This is a genomic window from Pseudomonas sp. BRM28 (genome assembly GCF_002939405.1).
Lineage (GTDB): Bacteria > Pseudomonadota > Gammaproteobacteria > Pseudomonadales > Pseudomonadaceae > Aquipseudomonas > Aquipseudomonas palmensis.
In genome coordinates, this window is sequence record NZ_PEFV01000001.1 from 3,052,410 (window position 1) to 3,071,277 (window position 18,868).

The window sequence follows — 18,868 nt, forward strand, 5'->3', positions numbered from 1 at the left end:
CCGGGGGCGGCATGGAGTGCCTTGCGTGAAACTCAACGATCCCACACTGATGCGCCAACAGGCGTACATCAACGGCCACTGGTGCGATGCCGACGACGGTCGTCAGGTCGAGGTCTGCGACCCGGCCAACGGCGAGCGCCTGGGCAGCGTGCCGCTGATGGGCGGCGCCGAGACGGTACGCGCCATCGAAGCCGCCGAGGCCGCGCTGCAAGGCTGGCGCGAGCGCACCGCCAAGGACCGCGCGCAGGTGCTGCGCCGCTGGTTCGAACTGCTGCTTCAACACGAAGACGACCTGGCCCGGCTGATGACCTTCGAGCAGGGCAAGCCACTGCACGAGGCACTGGGCGAGATCCGCTACGCGGCCTCGTTCATCGAATGGTTTGCCGAGGAAGGCAAGCGCGTCTACGGCGATGTCATCCCCAGCCCTTCCAACGACAAGCGCCTGCTGGTGATCAAGCAGGGCATCGGCGTGTGCACCGCCATCACCCCGTGGAACTTCCCGGCGGCGATGATCACGCGCAAGGTGGCCCCGGCCCTGGCCGCCGGCTGCACCATCGTGGTCAAGCCGGCCAACGAAACCCCCTTCTGCGCCCTGGCGCTGGTGGAGCTGGCCGAACGTGCAGGCATCCCGGCCGGGGTGTTCAGCGTGGTCACCGGTGATGCGGTGGCCATTGGCGCCCAGTTCACCGGGCACCCGGCCGTGCGCAAGCTGAGCTTTACCGGCTCCACCCCGATCGGCCGGCTGCTGATGGGCCAGTGTGCCCAGAGCATCAAGAAGGTGTCGCTGGAACTGGGCGGCAACGCGCCGTTCATCGTGTTCGACGATGCCGACATCGACGCCGCCGTCGAAGGCGCGCTGGCAGCCAAGTACCGCAACGCCGGCCAGACCTGCGTATGCGTCAACCGTTTCTACGTGCATGACAGCGTGTATGCGCAGTTCACCGAACGCTTCGTGGAGCGCGTGCGCGCCCTGGGCGTGGGCCACGGCACCAGCGCCGCGAGCCAGGTCGGCCCGCTGATCAGCGACAAGGCCGTGGCCAAGGTGCGCAGCCTGATCGACGACGCCGTGGCCAAGGGCGCCGACCTGCTGCTGGGCGGCGAAGCCCATGCGCTGGGCGGCAACTTCTTCGCACCCACGGTGCTGGCCAACATTGCGCCGGGCACCCAGCTGTTGCAGGACGAGATCTTCGGCCCGGTGGCGGCCATCGTGCGCTTTCGCAGCGACGAAGAGGTGATCGCCCAGGCCAACGACACCCTGTATGGCCTGGCGGCGTACTTCTACAGCCGCGACATCGCCCGGGTGTTCAAGGTGGCCGAGGCACTGGAGTACGGCATGGTCGGTATCAATACCGGGCTGATCTCCAATGAAGTGGCGCCGTTTGGCGGCGTCAAGCAGTCGGGCCTGGGCCGCGAAGGCTCGCGCTACGGCATCGAAGACTATCTGCAAATCAAGTACCTGTGCCTGGCCGTGTGAGCCAGTGGCAGTCGAGGTGAATCATGGCCAACAAATACGAGATGTTCAGTGTGCAGGTAACCGCCGTCGAGCAGGCGACGCCGCTGATCAAGCGCTTCACCCTGGCCCGTGAGGACGGCGCGCCGATGCCGGCATTTACCGGTGGCAGCCACGTGATCGTGCAGATGCAGGGCGCCGACGGGCGCCAGTTCAGCAACGCCTACTCACTGATGAGCGACCCGCGCGACACCCGCAGCTACCAGATCGGCGTGCGCCTTGAAGAGCAGTCCAAGGGCGGCTCGGCGTTCATGCACCAGCAGGTCGAGGTGGGCAGCGTGCTGACCATCTCCAGCCCCAACAACCTGTTCGCACTGGACCCGAGCGCGGGCCGCCACGTACTGATCGCCGGCGGCATCGGCATCACGCCGTTTCTGGCGCAGTTGCATGAACTGGAGGCCGGCAGCACCGCCTACGAGCTGCACTATGCCTTTCGCAGCCCCGAGCATGGCGCGTTCCAGGCCGAACTGAGCAGCGGGCCGCATGCGGCCAACACGCAGTTCTACATCGACAGCCTGGAGCGCAAGCTGGACCTGGCCACGCTGTTTGCGGGCCTGGATGACGCGGCGCATGTGTATGTGTGCGGGCCCAAGCCGCTGATCGATGCGGTGATCGCCACCGCAGCATCGCTGGGCATTGCCGAGCAGCGCGTGCACTGGGAGCAGTTTGCCGCGGCGCCGGTGACCGGTGCGGCGTTTACCGTGGTGCTGGCGCGCTCGGGGCAGGAGTTGCAGGTGGAGGAAGGCATGACCATCTTGCAGGCCATCGAGAAATCCAAGGCGGCCAAGGTGGAATGCCTGTGCCGCGAGGGTGTGTGCGGCACCTGCGAGACCATGATTCTGGAGGGTGAGGCCGAGCATTTCGACCAGTACCTGAGCGATGAAGAGAAGGCTTCGCAGCAGAGCATGATGCTGTGCGTGTCGCGGGCGCGCACGGCCCGGCTGGTGCTGGACCTGTAGATCGAATCGCGGGTCAAGCCCGCTCCCACAGGTGCAGCGCAGTTCCTGAAAACACTGCAATCCCTGTGGGAGCGGGCTTGACCCGCGAATGGCCTGCGCAGCAGGCCCAAGGTCTCAAGCCGGGCGCAGCACCAGCACCGCCAGTGGCGGCAGGTTCACCGCCAGCGACAGCGGCTGCCCATGGCTGGGCAAGGCCTCGCTGCTCACCGCCCCGAGGTTGCCGTAGTTGGACCCGGCATACACCTGGGCATCGCTGTTGAGCACCTCCACCCACTGTTCGCCAAACGGCACCCCGATGCGATAACCCTCCCTCGGCACCGGCGTGAAGTTGGCCACCACCAGCAACGGCTCGCCCTCGGCGCTCCAGCGCAGCCACGCATACACGCTGTTGCGCGCATCGTCGCCGATCAGCCACTGGAACCCTTGCGGCACGCAGTCCTGCTGATGCAGCGCCTTCTCGTCGCGGTACAGCCGGTTCAGGTCGGCCACCAGCGACTGCACACCCTTGTGCTCGGGGTACTGCAACAGGTACCAGTCCAGTTCCGCGTCATGGTTCCACTCGCGCCACTGGCCGAATTCGCAGCCCATGAACAGCAGCTTCTTGCCCGGATGGCACCACATGAAGGCCAGGTACGCGCGCAGGTTGGCGAACTTCTGCCAGCGGTCGCCCGGCATCTTGTCGATCAGCGAGTGCTTGCCGTGCACCACCTCGTCATGGGAAATCGGCAGGATGAAATGCTCGGAATACGCGTAGATCAGGCCGAAGCTCATCTCGTTGTGATGATGCGCACGGTGGATCGGGTCGTTCTGGATGTAATGCAGGGTGTCGTGCATCCAGCCCATGTTCCACTTGTAGTTGAAACCCAGGCCGCCCTGCTGGGTCGGCTGGCTGACACCCGGCCAGGCAGTGGATTCCTCGGCGATCACCAGCGCCCCCGGCGCCTCCTGGGCCACCACGTCGTTGAGGTGGCGCAGAAAATCGATGGCCTCCAGGTTCTCGCGCCCGCCGTGGCGGTTGGGCACCCATTCGCCGGCCTTGCGCGAGTAGTCGCGGTACAGCATCGAGGCCACCGCATCCACCCGCAGCCCGTCGATGTGAAAATGCTTGAGCCAGTGCAATGCCGAAGCCAGCATGAAGCCGTGCACCTCGTTGCGCCCCAGGTTGTAGATCAGCGTGTCCCAGTCCTGGTGGAAGCCCTCCAGCGGGTTGGCGTACTCATACAGTGCGGTGCCGTCGAACTGCGCCAGCCCATGTTCGTCGGTGGGAAAATGCGCCGGCACCCAGTCGAGGATCACGCCGATGTGGGCCTGGTGGCAGGCGTCGATGAACGCGGCGAAATCCTCGGCCGTGCCATAGCGCGCGGTGGGCGCGAACATCGACAACGGCTGGTAGCCCCACGAGCCGCCAAACGGATGCTCCATGATCGGCATCAGCTCGATATGGGTGAAGCCCAGCTCCTGGATGTAGGGCACCAGCCGCTCGGCCAGTTCGCGCCAGTTGTAGTAGCGGGCCACTTCACCGCTTTCATCCAGCTCGCATTGCCAGGAACCGGCGTGCAGTTCGTAGATCGACAGCGGCGCGTTGGTGGCCTGGTGCGCCGCACGCACGCGCATCCAGCCCTGGTCCTGCCACACATGGCCCAGCGCGGCGGCCACCTTCGAGGCGGTGCTGGGCGGCAGCTCGGTGGCCAGTGCCAGCGGGTCGGCCTTGAGCGGCAGGATGCCGTCGGGCCCGAGCAGTTCGTACTTGTACGTCTCGCCGGCCTGCAGGCGCGGGATGAACAGCTCCCACACACCGCTGGGCACGCGCTTGCGCATCGGGTGGCGGCGCCCGTCCCAGTTGTTGAAGTGACCGACCACCGACACCCGCCGCGCATTCGGCGCCCACACCGCAAAGCGCACCCCGTCGATGCCGTCCACCTGCGCGGGCTGCGCGCCGAATACCTTGGCCAGGTCGCGATGATTGCCTTCGGCGAACAGGTACAGGTCCATCTCGCCCAGCAGCAACTGGGTAAAGCTGTAGGGGTCTTCGGTGACCTGCTCGCCCCCTGCCCAGTTGATGTGCAGGTCGTACGCCTGCGGTTGCTGCAACCGCCCGCTGAACAGCCCGGGCACACTGCCCTGCTCCAACTCCAGCAGCACCTGCCCGCTGTCGCGGGCCACCGCCCGGGCACTCAGGGCATCGGGCAGGTAGGCGCGTATCCACTGCCCGCCCGCGCCATCCGGGTGCGGCCCGAGCACCGCGAACGGGTCGCCGTGCCTGGCATTGACCAGGTCATCGATATCCCTTGTGCCCAACCCAGCCTGTTCCCGCTTGTGCGCGCTCATTCATTCTCCCCACGTACTGACAAGCCCATGGAGGCCATGCAAGGGCACGGCCAACCAGCTCGGGCGATTCTCGGCTTCATACATAATTTCGTAGGCAGCCTTTTCCAGGCTGAACAGGTCCAGCGCCGCGCGTGCCCCGCCGGGCTGTTCCCAGGCGTGCGGCAGGTCGGCGGTGGCCAGATCGTAGGCCTGAACAAAGGCATGCCGGGCCTGGTGCAAGTAGCGCCGCGCCACGCGCTGACGGGCCTGGCGGGCCGGCGGCGAGACGTCCACCCCCGACGCGCTGCGCAACACCATCGCAGCAGCATAGTCGAACGAACGCAGCACGCCGCTGACGTCCTTGTACGGGCTGTGCTTGCCGCGTCGCTCCTCCAGCGGGCGCGCCGGCTCGCCTTCGAAGTCGATCAGATAGGCATCGCCCTGCACCACCAGCACCTGGCCCAGGTGCAGGTCGCCGTGTACCCGTATCAGCACGCCACCGACCGCCTGCATGGCCAGTTCGCTGACCTGTTCGAGCAGGCCCTTGCGCTGCTTGCCCAGGTCGTCGACCAGCGCCTGGCTGTCGGCATCCAGCTCATCGCGGTGCTGCTCCAGCAGGTCGAACGCCTGGTTGAGCTGGGCACTGACCTGCTTGCCCCAGGCCTTGCCATCGCGCACGCTACTCACCCGCGGCTTGAACGCCGGGTCCTGGGTGGGCGCGGCCAGCACCTGGTGCATCTGGCCCAGGCGCTGGCCCAGCTGCGCGGCAAAGGCCTGCAGCTCCTGCAAGGCATCGGCATGGGCCTGCGGGGCCTGGATGCCGGGTTCCATTTCGTCGCGAATCGCGCGTTCCAGGGTGTTCTGGGTCCAGTCCCAGGCGTCGCCCTGGTTGCTCAGGTAGCCCTGGGCGATCATCAGCAGGTGCGGCTGCCCGGTGGCGTCCACCCGGCTCAACCAGCCCAGCAGCGGTGATATGTTCGGGTAGCCGGCGGCAGTGAGGTAGGCGCTCATCTCGAGCTCGGGGTGGATGCCGCCATTGACCCGGCGGATCAGCTTGAGCACCAGGCTGCCCCCTACCACCACCGAGCTGTTGGACTGCTCGGCCGACAGGTAGCGCACCGCCGGCTCGTCGCCCAGCTCCAGGGCGGCCAGCTGCTCGGTGGCCTGGAACTGCAACTCGCCGTCGCTGCAGCTCAGGCGCGTGCCATCGGCAAAGCCGGCCAGCACCGCGCGAATGAAGCTTTCGAGCACGAAACCATCGGTGATCAGGCCCACCTGGCGCCCCCGGCGTACCCGTGACAGGGCCAGTTGCTGGGGCAATGCGCTGGTCAGCTGGTCTTCGCCGATCAGGCCGAACGGCAACTGATAGCGGCTGGTCTGCCCGCCGCTGTCGACCTCGATTTCACTGAGCAGCACGGGGCTGGTGGCCGCACCGAAGCGCACGCCATAGGCGATGCGCACCTTTTCCAGCGCGGCGCCCTTGCCCGCGAACCAGCGGCGCTTGGGCAGGTACTGCGGCAGGATGGCGTCTTGCAGGGTGTCGCGCGACGGCGATTCGAGCAGCTCTTCCATGCGTTTCTTGAGCACCACGGTGGTGAACTCCGGTAGCGGCTGCGCGGGCTGCACATGCCAGCTGGGCATCTGGTCCCTGGGCGCGAGCAGGAACCAGTAGAAGCCATAGGGCGGCAAGGTCAGCAGAAACGGCAGTTGGCCGATCGGCGGGAACGCGCTGCCGCCGAGCATCTCCACCGGCACCTGGTCGACATAGGCCGAGAGGTCCAGCTCTGCCGCCTGGGCGGCGCGGGACACGTTGGCCACGCACAGAATGGTTTCGCCCTTGCCGTCGCTGCCGGTGAATTCGCGGACATACGCCAGGATGCGGCGGTTGCTGGGCGAGAGCATGGTCAGGCTGCCGCGGCCAAAGGCCTTTTGCTGCTTGCGCACCGCCAGCAGGCGACGGTTGAAGTTGAGCAGCGAATGCGGGTCGCTGGCCTGGGCCTCGACGTTCACCGACTGGTAGCCGTACAGCGGGTCCATGATCGGCGGCAGCACCAGGCGTGCCGGGTCGGCGCGGGAGAAGCCGCCGTTGCGGTCGATGGACCATTGCATCGGCGTGCGCACGCCGTCGCGGTCGCCCAGGTAGATGTTGTCGCCCATGCCGATCTCGTCACCGTAATACAGGGTCGGGGTGCCCGGCATCGACAGCAGCAGGCTGGTCAGCAGCTCGACCCGGCGCCGGTCGCGTTGCAGCAACGGTGCCAGGCGCCGGCGGATGCCCAGGTTGATGCGCGCGCGACGATCCTGGGCGTAGTAGTTCCACAGGTAGTCGCGCTCGCGGTCGGTGACCATCTCCAGGGTCAGCTCGTCGTGGTTGCGCAGGAAGATCGCCCATTGGCAGTTGGCCGGGATCTCCGGGGTCTGGCGCAGGATGTCGGTGACCGGAAAGCGGTCTTCCTGGGCCAGCGCCATGTACATGCGCGGCATCAGCGGAAAGTGAAAGGCCATGTGGCACTCGTCGCCCTGCCCTTCGCCGAAGTACAGCTGGGTATCCTCGGGCCACTGGTTGGCCTCGGCCAGCAGCATGCGGTCGGGGTAGTTGGCGTCGATTTCGGCGCGGATCTTCTTCAGCACCTGGTGGGTTTCGGGCAGGTTCTCGTTGTTGGTGCCATCGCGCTCGATCAGGTACGGGATGGCATCCAGGCGCAGGCCATCCACGCCCAGGTCGAGCCAGTAGCGCATCACCCCGATCACCGCCTTGAGCACCTGCGGGTTGTCGAAGTTGAGGTCGGGCTGGTGCGAATAGAAGCGGTGCCAGAAGTACTGGCCGGCAACCGGGTCCCAGGTCCAGTTGGAGTGCTCGGTGTCGAGGAAGATGATGCGCGTGCCGTCGTACCTGGTATCGGTGTCGGACCACACATAAAAGTCCCGCGCCCTGGAGCCGGGCTTGGCGCGCCGGGCCTTCTGGAACCACGGGTGCTGGTCGGAGGTGTGGTTGATGACCAGCTCGGTGATCACCCGCAGGTTGCGCTTGTGCGCCTCGGCGATGAAGCGTCGCACGTCGGCCAGGGTGCCGTAGTCGCTGTGCACGGCCTTGTAGGCGGCGATGTCGTAGCCGTCGTCGCGCCGTGGCGAGGGGTAGAACGGCAGCAGCCACAGGGTGTTGACCCCAAGCTCGGCGATGTAGTCGAGCTTGGCGATCAGGCCGGGAAAATCACCGATGCCGTCGCCGTTGGAGTCGAAGAACGACTTGACGTGCACCTGGTAGATGATCGCGTCCTTGTACCACAGCGGGTCGTTGATGAACGTGGCTGGGCGGGCTTTCTTCGCCATGTACGACTCCTTCTGGTTGGCGGGGGGCTAGCGGGCCGGGGTGATGCGCCAGATGCCGAACGGCTGGTGCCAGGGTTCGATGCGCATCCACTGGGTCTTGCCGTACCAGCTCCAGCGATGGCCGCTCATCAGGTCTTCGCCGAAGGTTTCGGCGTCGTCCTCCAGGCCCAGCTCCCACAGCGGCAACTCGAAGTGCGCCTCCTGGGCGTTGTGCGGGTCGAGGCTGACGGCCACCAGGATCAGGCTGCCGCTGGCCGGATCGCCCTTGGCGAAGTACAGGATGTTGTCGTTCCAGGCGTTGTAGAAGCGGATGCCCAGGTGGGTCTGCAGCGCCGGGTGCTGGCGGCGGATGCGGTTGAGCTGGGCGATCTCGGCAATGATGTTGCCGGGCTGGGTGTAGTCGCGCGGGCGGATCTCGTACTTCTCCGAGTCCAGGTATTCCTCCTTGCCCGGTATCGCCGCCGCCTCGCACAGCTCGAACCCCGAATACATGCCCCACAGGCCCGAGCCCATGGTGGCCAGCGCTGCGCGAATCAGAAAGCCCGGGCGGCCGGAGTCGTGCAGGAAGAACGGGTTGATGTCCGGCGTGTTGACGAAGAAGTTGGGGCGGTAGCAGTACGACCACGGCGGCTGGTTGAGTTCGCTGAAGTACTGTTGCAGCTCGGCCTTGTTGTTGCGCCAGGTGAAGTAGGTATAGCTCTGCGAATAGCCGACCTTGCCCAGGCGCGCCATCATCGCCGGCTTGGTGAAGGCCTCGGCGAGGAAGATCACCTGCGGGTGCTGGCTGCGCACGTTGGCGATCAGCCACTCCCAGAACGGCAGCGGCTTGGTGTGCGGGTTGTCCACGCGAAACTGGGTCACGCCCTCCTGCACCCAGCCCAGCACCACGTCGCGCAGGGCCAGCCACAGGGCGGGCACCGCGTCGGCGGCATAGAAGTCGACGTTGACGATGTCCTGGTATTTTTTCGGCGGGTTCTCGGCATAGCGGATGGTGCCGTCGGGGCGCCAGCTGAACCAGCCCGGGTGCTCGGTGAGCCAGGGGTGGTCCTGGGAGCACTGGATGGCGAAGTCCAGGGCGATTTCCAGGCCATGCTCGGCGGCGGCGGCCACCAGCCGGCGGAAGTCTTCGCGGCTGCCCAGCTGCGGGTGGATGGCCTCGTGCCCGCCGTCGGCGCTGCCGATTGCGTAGGGGCTGCCGGGGTCGTCGGGGCCGGCCTGCAAGGCATTGTTGCGGCCCTTGCGGTGCTGGGTGCCGATGGGGTGGATGGGCGGGAAGTACAGCACGTCAAAGCCCATGTCGCGGATCATCGGCAGGCGCTGATGCACGTCGTTGAAGGTGCCGTGGCGGGCCGGGTCGTCGGTGACCGAACGCGGGAACAGCTCGTACCAGCTGGCAAAGCGTGCGCGCTCGCGCTCCACCTCAAGGGGGAACTCGGCGCTGCGGCTGAGGTAGGCACGGTGGTCGGCGCGGCCCATCAGGGCGCGGGTGTCGTCGTGCAGCAGCAGCTCGACGCCGGCCTGGGCAGGCAGGCTGGCCAGTTGCAGGGCCACCGCCTCCAGTTGCGCACGCAGCGGCTCGCTGCTGCGCTCGGCGCTCTGCATCAGGTGGCGGCGGCCCTCCTCCAGCTCCAGGCCTACGTCGACGCCGGCGGCGAATTTCTTCTCCAGCTCGTAGCAGTAGCTGGCGTACTGGTCGATCCAGGCCTCGATCATGAACAGGTGGCGGCCCACCTCGCTGACCGTGAAGCGCCCCTCCCAGCTGTCGTTGCCCAGCAGCGTCATGGGCACTTCGTGCCAGTTGGGGTGCTGCAGGCGGCGCCAGCTCAGGCGCACGGCCAGCACGTCGTGGCCGTCGGCGAAGATCTTGCTGGTAACGGTGACCTGTTCGCCCACGGTACCCTTGACCGCATGCTGGCCGGCGTCGAGCACAGGTTCGGTGTTCTCGATCACTATGCGCGGCAGCAGCAGCGCCCTGGCCAGGGTCAGGGTGTGCTCGCTGGTTTCATCGGTGCTGAAAGGCTCATCGCGGGTCATCGAACATCGCTCCGTTACGCTGTGACGGTAAGGTTCAGAGCAATGGCAGGCGTGGGGGTTCAATAAAAAATGAGCGATGCGGCGCGGCCACGGTCGAAGAATGGGTCAGCCTTTGAACAGCCCTTTATGTGAGGTTCGGCCCATGAATATTCCTATTCCTGCTGAAACGCCCGATCCGAATATCGATGACCCCAATCTGCCACCACCGGTGCCCGAGAAGGAGCCTGAGCCGCCCAAGGAGCAGGAGCCCGTGGGCGACCCGCCCAGTGAAGAGCCGCCGGTGAAGGTGCAAGCGTAGACCGGGATCTGGCAGTTGCACTGCGGTGTGCCCATCGCGGGTCAAGCCCGCTCCCACAGGAGTGCGGTGGTTTACAGAAATGCGCGATACCTGTGGGAGCGGGCTTGACCCGCGATGGCTGAAACGCCGAGCTCAACGGTTGCACAACTCCTCGATGCTGATCTCGCGCATGCGAAACTTCTGGATCTTGCCGGTCACCGTCATCGGAAACTCCTCGACGAAACGAAAATGTCGCGGCGTCTTGAAGTGCGCGATGCGGCTCTTGCACCAGGCCTGCAGCTCCCCATCGGTGGCGCTGTGCCCAGGGTGCAGCTTGATCCACGCCACGATCTCCTCGCCGTAACGCTCATCCGGAATGCCGATCACCTGCACGTCCGCCACCGACGGGTGGGTAAAGAAGAACTCCTCCAGCTCGCGCGGGTAGATGTTCTCGCCACCGCGAATGATCATGTCCTTGTTGCGCCCGGCAATGCACACGTAGCCCTGCTCGTCCATGCTCGCCAGGTCGCCGGTGTGCATCCAGCCCGCCGGGTCGATCGCCTCGCTGGTGGCCGCCGGGTTGCCCCAGTAGCCCAGCATCACGCTGTAGCCGCGGGTGCACAGCTCGCCGATGGTGCCACGCGGCACGATGCAGCCGTGTTCGTCGACGATCTTGCTCTCCAGCTGCGGCTGGGTGCGCCCCACCGTGGTCACGCGCAGCTCCAGCTCGTCGTCCGGGCCGGTCTGCAGCGACACCGGGCTGGTCTCGGTCATGCCGTAGGCGATCTGCACCTCGCCCATGTGCAACTGGTCGATCACCCGACGCATCACTTCGATCGGGCAGGTAGCACCGGCCATGATGCCGGTGCGCAGGCTGCTCAGATCGTAGTCGCCGCGCCGCGGCTGGTCGAGCAGCGCGATGAACATGGTCGGCACCCCGTACAGCACGGTGGCGCGCTCGCGGGCTACGCCTTCGAGGGTCAGCAGCGGGTCGAAGGCGTCGTTGGGGTAGATCATGGTGGTGCCGTGGGTGATGCAGCCCAGGTTGCCCATGACCATGCCGAAGCAGTGGTACAGCGGCACCGGGATCACCATGCGGTCATGCTCGGTCAGGCCCAGGCTCTCGCCGACCATGTAGCCGTTGTTGAGGATGTTGTAGTGGCTCAGGGTCGCGCCCTTGGGGAAGCCCGTGGTGCCGGAGGTGTACTGGATGTTCACCGGCTGGTCGAACTGCAGGCTCTGCTGGCGCTGCTGGTACTCGGCCGGGGCGACCTGCTCGGCCATGCCGGCCAGCGCCGCCCACGGCAGGAAGCCGCCCGGCGGCGCGTCGTCGAGGCTGATCAGCCCGCGCAGGTCGGGCAGGCGCTCGCCATTGAGCTGGCCTGGCGCCTGGTGCGCCAGCTCCGGCAGCAGTTCGCCGAGCATGGCATGGTAGTCGGAGGTCTTGAAGGTGCCGGCGCAGATCAGCCACTGGCAGGCAGACTGGCGCAGCACGTATTCCAGTTCGCTGGTGCGGTAGGCCGGGTTGATGTTGACCAGGATCACGCCGATTTTGGCGGTGGCGAACTGGGCGATGCACCACTGCGCGCAGTTGGGCGCCCAGATACCCAGGCGGTCGCCGGTCTTCAGGCCCAGCGCCATCAGGGCGCGGGCATGCAGGTCGATGCTGTCGGCCAGTTCGCGCCAGCTGTAGCGCAGTTGCTGGTGGCGTACCACCAGTGCCTCGCGCTCGGCAAAGCGCGCCACGGTGTTGTCCAGGGCCTGGCCGATGGTCATGGCCAGCAGCGGTTTGTCCTGGCGACCCTGGGTGTAGCTCGGTTGATTCATGACGACCCCGTATTGTGATTGTTGTGGGTGCTGATTCACGCGAGACCTAATGTGGCGCAAATTAACGTTAACGTAAAGGTCATGGGGAGATTGACAGTGTTCGGTGCGGGGTTTACGTTAACGTAAAGGTGACAGATCGCAGCGCCTTGATCGCGGGTCAACCACCACGCCACTCAAAGAACAATCGACAAGAAAGGTGCCAGCATGCGTTATCCGACCCTGAACTTCGCCCTGGGCGAAACCATCGACATGCTCCGCGACCAGGTGCAGGCGTTCGTCGCAGCCGAGCTGGCCCCGCGTGCGGCGCAGATCGACCAGGACAACCTGTTCCCCGCCGACATGTGGCGCAAGTTCGGCGACATGGGCCTGCTGGGCATCACCGTCAGCGAAGAATACGGCGGCGCGGGCCTGGGCTACCTGGCCCACGTGGTGGCCATGGAAGAAATCAGCCGCGGCTCGGCCTCGGTCGCGCTCTCCTACGGCGCCCACTCCAACCTCTGCGTCAACCAGATCAACCGCAACGGCACCGCCGAACAGAAAGCCAAATACCTGCCCAAGCTGATCAGCGGCGAGCACATCGGCGCCCTGGCCATGAGCGAGCCCAACGCCGGCTCCGACGTGGTGTCGATGAAACTGCGTGCCGAACAGCGCGGCGACCGCTTCGTGCTCAACGGCAGCAAGACCTGGATCACCAACGGCCCCGACGCCAACACCTACGTGATCTACGCCAAGACCGACCTGGAAAAGGGCCCCCACGGCATCACCGCGTTCATCGTCGAGCGCGACTGGGCTGGCTTCAGCCGCAGCAACAAGTTCGACAAGCTGGGCATGCGCGGCTCCAACACCTGCGAGCTGTTCTTCGACAACGTCGAGGTGCCCCAGGAGAACATCCTCGGCCAGCTCAACGGTGGCGTGAAGGTGCTGATGAGCGGCCTGGACTACGAGCGTGTGGTGCTCTCCGGCGGCCCTACCGGGATCATGCAGGCGTGCATGGACCTGGTGGTGCCCTACATCCACGACCGCAAGCAGTTCGGCCAGAGCATCGGCGAGTTCCAGCTGATCCAGGGCAAGATCGCCGACATGTACACCCAGCTCAATGCCAGCCGCGCCTACCTGTATGCCGTGGCCCAGGCCTGCGATCGCGCCGAGACCACCCGCAAGGACGCCGCCGGGGTGATCCTCTACACCGCCGAGCGCGCCACCCAGATGGCCCTCGAGGCAATCCAGATTCTGGGCGGCAACGGCTACATCAACGAGTTCCCCGCAGGCCGCCTGCTGCGCGACGCCAAGCTGTACGAGATCGGCGCCGGCACCAGCGAGATCCGGCGCATGCTGATCGGTCGCGAGCTGTTCAACGAGACGCGCTGAGGCGCTCAGCGGCAACGCCGCCATAACGCAGACCCACTCTTGCAGCTTGGAGCTTGCCGCTTGAAGCTGCGCCAGGAGCCACGATGATTCTGAAGTCTCAGTTGAACCCCCGCGCGCCCGAATTCGCGCTCAACAGCGCGGCCATGCTCGAACAGGTGCAAGGCCTGCGTGACCTGCTCGCCAGCGTGCACCAGGGCGGCGGGCCCAAGGCCCAGGAGCGCCACACCTCACGCGGCAAGTTGCTGCCGCGCGACCGCATCGACCGCCTGCTCGACCCGGGTTCGCCGTTTCTGGAGATCGGCCAGCTGGCCGCCCACGAGGTGTACGGCGAAGACGTGCCTGCCGCCGGCGTGATCGCCGGCATCGGCCGCATCGAGGGCGTGGAGTGCATGATCGTGGCCAACGACGCCACGGTCAAAGGCGGCTCGTACTACCCGCTGACCGTCAAGAAGCACCTGCGCGCCCAGACCATCGCCCAGCAGAACCGCCTGCCCTGCGTGTACCTGGTGGACTCCGGCGGCGCCAACCTGCCGCGCCAGGACGAGGTGTTCCCCGACCGCGAGCACTTCGGCCGCATCTTCTTCAACCAGGCCACCATGAGCGCCCAGGGCATCCCGCAGATCGCCGTGGTGATGGGCTCGTGCACCGCCGGCGGTGCCTACGTGCCGGCCATGGCCGACGAGGCGATCATGGTGCGCCAGCAGGCCACCATCTTCCTGGCCGGCCCGCCGCTGGTCAAAGCCGCCACCGGCGAGGTGGTCAGCGCCGAAGACCTGGGCGGTGCCGACGTGCACTGCAAGGTCAGCGGCGTGGCCGACCACTATGCCGACAACGACGAACACGCCCTGGCCATCGCCCGGCGCTGCGTGGCCAACCTCAACTGGCGCAAGCTGGGCCAGCTGCAGGTGCGCACCCCGATCGCCCCGCTGTACACAGCCGACGAGCTGTACGGCGTGGTGCCGGCCGATGCCAAGCAGCCGTTCGATGTGCGCGAGGTGATCGCGCGCCTGGTGGACGGCTCGCTGTTCGACGAGTTCAAGGCGCTGTTCGGTACCACGCTGGTGTGCGGCTTTGCCCACCTGCACGGCTACCCGGTGGCGATTCTGGCCAACAACGGCATCCTGTTCGCCGAGGCCGCGCAGAAAGGCGCGCACTTCATCGAGCTGGCCTGCCAGCGCGGCATCCCGCTGCTGTTCCTGCAGAACATCACCGGCTTCATGGTGGGCCAGAAGTACGAGGCCGGCGGCATCGCCAAGCATGGCGCCAAGCTGGTGACCGCAGTGGCCTGTGCCCAGGTGCCCAAGTTCACCGTGATCATCGGCGGCAGCTTCGGTGCCGGCAACTATGGCATGTGCGGGCGTGCCTACGACCCGCGCTTTCTGTGGATGTGGCCCAACGCGCGCATCGGCGTGATGGGCGCCGAACAGGCCGCAGGCGTGCTGGCCCAGGTCAAGCGCGAACAAAACGAGCGCAGCGGCCAGGTTTTCAGCCCGCAGGACGAGGCGCAGCTCAAGCAGCCGATCCTGGACCAGTACGAACACCAGGGCCACCCCTACTATTCCAGCGCCCGGCTGTGGGACGACGGCGTCATCGACCCTGCGCAAACCCGCGAGATTCTCGGCCTGGCCCTCTCGGCAGCCCTCAATGCCCCGATCGAACCGAGCCGTTTCGGCATTTTCCGGATGTGACCGATGAGCGACTTCTCTACCCTTGAACTGATTCGCGACCCACGCGGCTTCGCCACCCTGTGGCTGAGCCGCGAGGCCAAGAACAACGCCTTCAACGCGCAGATGATCCGCGAACTGATCATCGCCATCGACCAGATCGGCAACGACGCCAGCCTGCGCTTCATGGTGCTGCGCGGGCGCGGCCGGCACTTCAGTGCCGGCGCCGACCTTGCCTGGATGCAGCAGTCGGCGCAGCTGGACTACAACACCAACCTGGACGACGCCCGCGAGCTGGCCGAGCTGATGTACAACCTGGCGCGGCTCAAGGTGCCGACCCTGGCGGTGGTCCAGGGCGCAGCCTTCGGCGGTGCCGTGGGGCTGATCAGTTGCTGCGACATGGCCATCGGTGCCGACGACGCGCAGCTGTGCCTGTCTGAAGTGCGCATCGGCCTGGCGCCGGCGGTGATCAGCCCGTTCGTGGTGCAGGCCATGGGCGAGCGCGCCACCCGCCGCTATGCCCTGACCGCCGAACGCTTCAGCGGCGAGCGGGCCCGCGAACTGGGCCTGCTGGCCGAAACCTGCCCGGCCGCGCAGCTGGATGCCGAGGTCGAGCGCTGGGTCGACAACCTGCTGCTCAACAGCCCGCAGGCCATGTGCGCCAGCAAGGAGCTGCTGCGCGAAGTGGGCAATGGTGAGCTCACCCCTGCCCTGCGCCGCTACTGTGAAGGCGCCATTGCGCGTATCCGCGTGAGCGCCGAAGGCCAGGAGGGCCTGCGCGCCTTCCTCGAAAAACGCACGCCAGCCTGGCAAACCCCCGCTTCGGACAAGGAGCCACGCCCATGAGCCGCCCTCTGCTGACCACCCTGCTGGTCGCCAACCGTGGCGAGATCGCCTGCCGCGTGATGCGCACCGCCAAGGCCATGGGCCTGACCACCGTGGCCGTGCACAGCGCCATCGACCGCGATGCGCGGCACAGCCGCGAAGCGGATATCCGGGTTGACCTGGGTGGCGCCAAGGCGGCCGAGAGCTACCTGGACATCCCCAGGCTGATTGCCGCGGCCAAGGCCAGCGGCGCCCAGGCGATACACCCGGGCTACGGCTTTCTGTCGGAGAACGCAGGCTTTGCCCGGGCCATCGAAGAGGCCGGGCTGATCTTCCTCGGCCCGCCGGCCAGTGCCATCGACGCAATGGGCAGCAAGTCGGCGGCCAAGGCGCTGATGGAAGTGGCCGGGGTACCGCTGGTGCCTGGCTACCACGGCGAAGCCCAGGACCTGGAGACCTTCCGCGCGGCCGCCCAGCGCATCGGCTACCCCGTACTGCTCAAGGCCACCGCCGGTGGCGGTGGCAAGGGCATGAAGGTGGTCGAGCAGGAAAGCCAGCTGGGTGAAGCCCTGGCCTCGGCCCAGCGTGAAGCGCTGTCGTCGTTCGGCGATGCACGCATGCTGGTCGAAAAGTACGTGCTCAAGCCGCGTCACGTCGAAATCCAGGTGTTCGCCGACCAGCATGGCAACTGCCTGTACCTGAACGAGCGCGACTGCTCGATCCAGCGTCGTCACCAGAAGGTGGTCGAGGAAGCCCCGGCCCCCGGCCTGAGCCCGGCGCAGCGCCAGGCCATGGGCGAGGCGGCGGTACGTGCGGCCCAGGCCATCGGCTATGTGGGCGCAGGCACGGTCGAGTTCCTGCTCGATGCCCGCGGCGAATTCTTCTTCATGGAAATGAACACCCGCCTGCAGGTGGAGCACCCGGTGACCGAGGCGATCACCGGCCTGGACCTGGTGGCCTGGCAGATCCGCGTGGCATGCGGCGAGGCGCTGCCGCTGACGCAGGATCAGGTGCCGCTGCACGGGCATGCCATCGAGGTACGCCTGTACGCCGAGGACCCGGCCAACGACTTTCTGCCGGCCACCGGGCACCTGGCGCTGTACCGCGAGTCGGCGCCGGGCGAAGGGCGCCGGGTCGACAGCGGCGTGTGCGAAGGTGACAGCATCTCGCCGTTCTACGACCCGATGCTGGGCAAGCTGATTGCCTGGGGCGAGAACCGGGAACAGGCACGCCTGCGCCTGCTGGCGATGCTCGACAGCTTCGCCATTGGCGGCCTTAAGACCAACATCGCTTTCCTGCGCCGCATCCTGGCCCACCGCGCCTTTGCCGAGGCCGAACTGGATACCGGGTTCATCCCGCGCTATCAGGATCAACTGCTGCCCGCCCCCGTCGCGTTGCCGACAGCGTTCTGGCAGGCCGCCGGGCAGGCCTTCCAGCAATCGCGCCCCGCCTGCGTGCGCGCTGATGACCGGCACTCGCCGTGGGCAGCCGCCACCGGTTTCAGGCCGGGCGTACCGGCGCAGACCGCCCTGCACCTGCGCTGCAATGGCGAAGACCGGGCACTGAGCCTGAACCCCGGATCGGTGTCCGCGCGCATGGACGGCGAGCACCTGGTGATCGAGCACGAAGGCGTGCGGCGCAGGCACCTGGCCGTGCGCCGTGGGCAAACGCTGTATCTGGAGTGGGATGGCGAGCTGCACGGGGTAAGCGCTTTCGACCCGATTGCCGAGGCGGACGCCGGCCATGCGCACCAGGGCGGCATGAGTGCGCCCATGAACGGCAGCATCGTGCGGGTATTGGTGGAGGTCGGTCAGGTGGTCGAAGCCGGCACGCAACTGGTGGTGCTGGAGGCCATGAAGATGGAGCACAGCATCCGCGCACCCCAGGCGGGGACGGTCAAGGCGCTGTATTGCCAGGAAGGCGAGATGGTCAGCGAAGGGGCCGCGCTGGTGGAGCTGGAGGTTCAGGAAGGCTGACGGCGCTGCACCTGCACAGGGTTTTGTGGGCGCCACGAAACCCTGTGTGGGCCGGCTTGCCAGCGACGCTTTTCAGCCCAGCCGGATAGACGCCTGCACCACCACACCGAGCACCTCGGTGCCCTCCTCCCACGTCAGTTTGGGCCAGGTGGGATTGAGCGGCTGCAAGTACCGCTGACCAGCCTCCTCGACCAGCTGGCGAAACACCGCGACAGGATTGCCGGGCAGGCGCGCGATCACCAGCGCGCCGATCTCGGCAGTTCGACCGCTGTCCACCAGCACCATCATGCCCGCCGGCACGCTCAGGCCCATGGGCGAATTCATCGCGTCACCTTCCACCGTCAGCCAGTAGCACGGGCCATCGGCCAGGTGGTCGCTGAGCACGGTCGGCGCGCCTTCGACAGGCTCGCCCAGGTGCTCCCAGTCCGACAGCGGGTAGCGGAATGCACCCAGCGCCGGTGTGGCATACACCCCGGACGGCTCCGCGACGGCGTCGTCGCAGACCACGCCCATGCGCCCCATGCCCAGTATCCGCAGGATTTCGTCGATGGTGGCCAGCGGTGGGTTGTTCCTTCCCCGAATCCAATGGCCAACGCCACCTTGGGTCACCCCGAGGCGTTCGGCCAGTTTCTCCTGCGTGAGGCCCAGCTCGCGCATTCTGGCTTTCGCCAGTTCATTCCATTTTTTCATCGCTGGCACGATACGGACTGACAGCAGCGACTCAATACATAATCTGTAGTATTTAAGCGATGGAATACAATACAACATGTACTTAGGATTGAAGGGTAATC

At 66.5% G+C, this 18,868-nt stretch carries 12 protein-coding genes; 7 read left to right on the plus strand and 5 right to left on the minus strand.

Annotation, left to right across the window (positions count from 1 at the left end; all coding sequences use genetic code 11):
* Positions 1-25 precede the first annotated feature (25 nt).
* Both CR917_RS14465 and CR917_RS14470 read left to right on the plus strand, forming a co-directional pair.
* Positions 26-1,474: an NAD-dependent succinate-semialdehyde dehydrogenase gene (locus CR917_RS14465; RefSeq protein ID WP_104572523.1), complete on the plus strand. Its 1,449-nt coding sequence runs from the start codon at positions 26-28 to the stop codon at positions 1,472-1,474.
* 23 nt (positions 1,475-1,497) lie between these two features.
* Entirely contained in the window at positions 1,498-2,469 is a 972-nt protein-coding gene (locus tag CR917_RS14470; protein WP_043863954.1) for a PDR/VanB family oxidoreductase, read from the plus strand.
* A gap of 114 nt (positions 2,470-2,583) precedes the next feature.
* On the opposite strand, the gene glgB is transcribed toward CR917_RS14470, so the two are convergent.
* From glgB to CR917_RS14485, 3 genes are read right to left on the minus strand one after another with little or no spacing between them, the layout of a single operon-like run.
* Positions 2,584-4,797, minus strand: a complete 2,214-nt coding sequence (gene glgB, locus CR917_RS14475; RefSeq protein WP_104572524.1) for a 1,4-alpha-glucan branching protein GlgB — start codon at positions 4,795-4,797, stop codon at positions 2,584-2,586.
* Complete coding sequence (gene treS, locus CR917_RS14480) at positions 4,798-8,106, minus strand: maltose alpha-D-glucosyltransferase (protein ID WP_104572525.1); 3,309 nt, start codon at positions 8,104-8,106, stop codon at positions 4,798-4,800. It abuts the gene before it with no gap.
* A gap of 27 nt (positions 8,107-8,133) precedes the next feature.
* On the minus strand, positions 8,134-10,140 hold the full coding sequence (locus CR917_RS14485; RefSeq protein WP_104572526.1) for an alpha-1,4-glucan--maltose-1-phosphate maltosyltransferase: 2,007 nt from the start codon (positions 10,138-10,140) through the stop codon (positions 8,134-8,136).
* A gap of 142 nt (positions 10,141-10,282) precedes the next feature.
* Between CR917_RS14485 and CR917_RS27425 the strand changes: the two genes are divergently transcribed.
* Complete coding sequence (locus CR917_RS27425; protein WP_167400188.1) at positions 10,283-10,438, plus strand: hypothetical protein; 156 nt, start codon at positions 10,283-10,285, stop codon at positions 10,436-10,438.
* A gap of 132 nt (positions 10,439-10,570) precedes the next feature.
* Here the strand turns inward: CR917_RS27425 and CR917_RS14495 are convergent, their stop codons facing one another.
* Positions 10,571-12,244 (minus strand): AMP-binding protein, encoded by a 1,674-nt coding sequence (locus tag CR917_RS14495; RefSeq protein ID WP_043863958.1) that lies wholly within the window; start codon positions 12,242-12,244, stop codon positions 10,571-10,573.
* 204 nt (positions 12,245-12,448) lie between these two features.
* Here CR917_RS14495 and CR917_RS14500 point away from each other — a divergent pair, with 204 nt between their 5' ends.
* The 4 genes from CR917_RS14500 to CR917_RS14515 all read left to right on the plus strand — a co-directional run bounded on the left by CR917_RS14500 (position 12,449) and on the right by CR917_RS14515 (position 18,077).
* A complete protein-coding gene (locus tag CR917_RS14500; protein ID WP_043863959.1) occupies positions 12,449-13,612 on the plus strand; it encodes an isovaleryl-CoA dehydrogenase in 1,164 nt (387 codons plus the stop codon).
* Positions 13,613-13,695: 83 nt separating this feature from the next.
* Positions 13,696-15,300: a carboxyl transferase domain-containing protein gene (locus tag CR917_RS14505; protein ID WP_104572527.1), complete on the plus strand. Its 1,605-nt coding sequence runs from the start codon at positions 13,696-13,698 to the stop codon at positions 15,298-15,300.
* A 3-nt stretch (positions 15,301-15,303) separates the two neighbouring features.
* Positions 15,304-16,122: a gamma-carboxygeranoyl-CoA hydratase gene (locus CR917_RS14510; protein ID WP_043863961.1), complete on the plus strand. Its 819-nt coding sequence runs from the start codon at positions 15,304-15,306 to the stop codon at positions 16,120-16,122.
* Positions 16,119-18,077 (plus strand): acetyl/propionyl/methylcrotonyl-CoA carboxylase subunit alpha, encoded by a 1,959-nt coding sequence (locus tag CR917_RS14515; protein ID WP_104572528.1) that lies wholly within the window; start codon positions 16,119-16,121, stop codon positions 18,075-18,077. Before CR917_RS14510 ends, CR917_RS14515 begins: the two co-directional genes overlap by 4 nt.
* Positions 18,078-18,149: 72 nt before the next feature.
* Here CR917_RS14515 and CR917_RS14520 read toward each other — a convergent pair whose 3' ends face one another.
* Positions 18,150-18,767: a LexA family transcriptional regulator gene (locus CR917_RS14520; protein ID WP_104572529.1), complete on the minus strand. Its 618-nt coding sequence runs from the start codon at positions 18,765-18,767 to the stop codon at positions 18,150-18,152.
* Between the last annotated feature and the right edge of the window lie 101 nt (positions 18,768-18,868).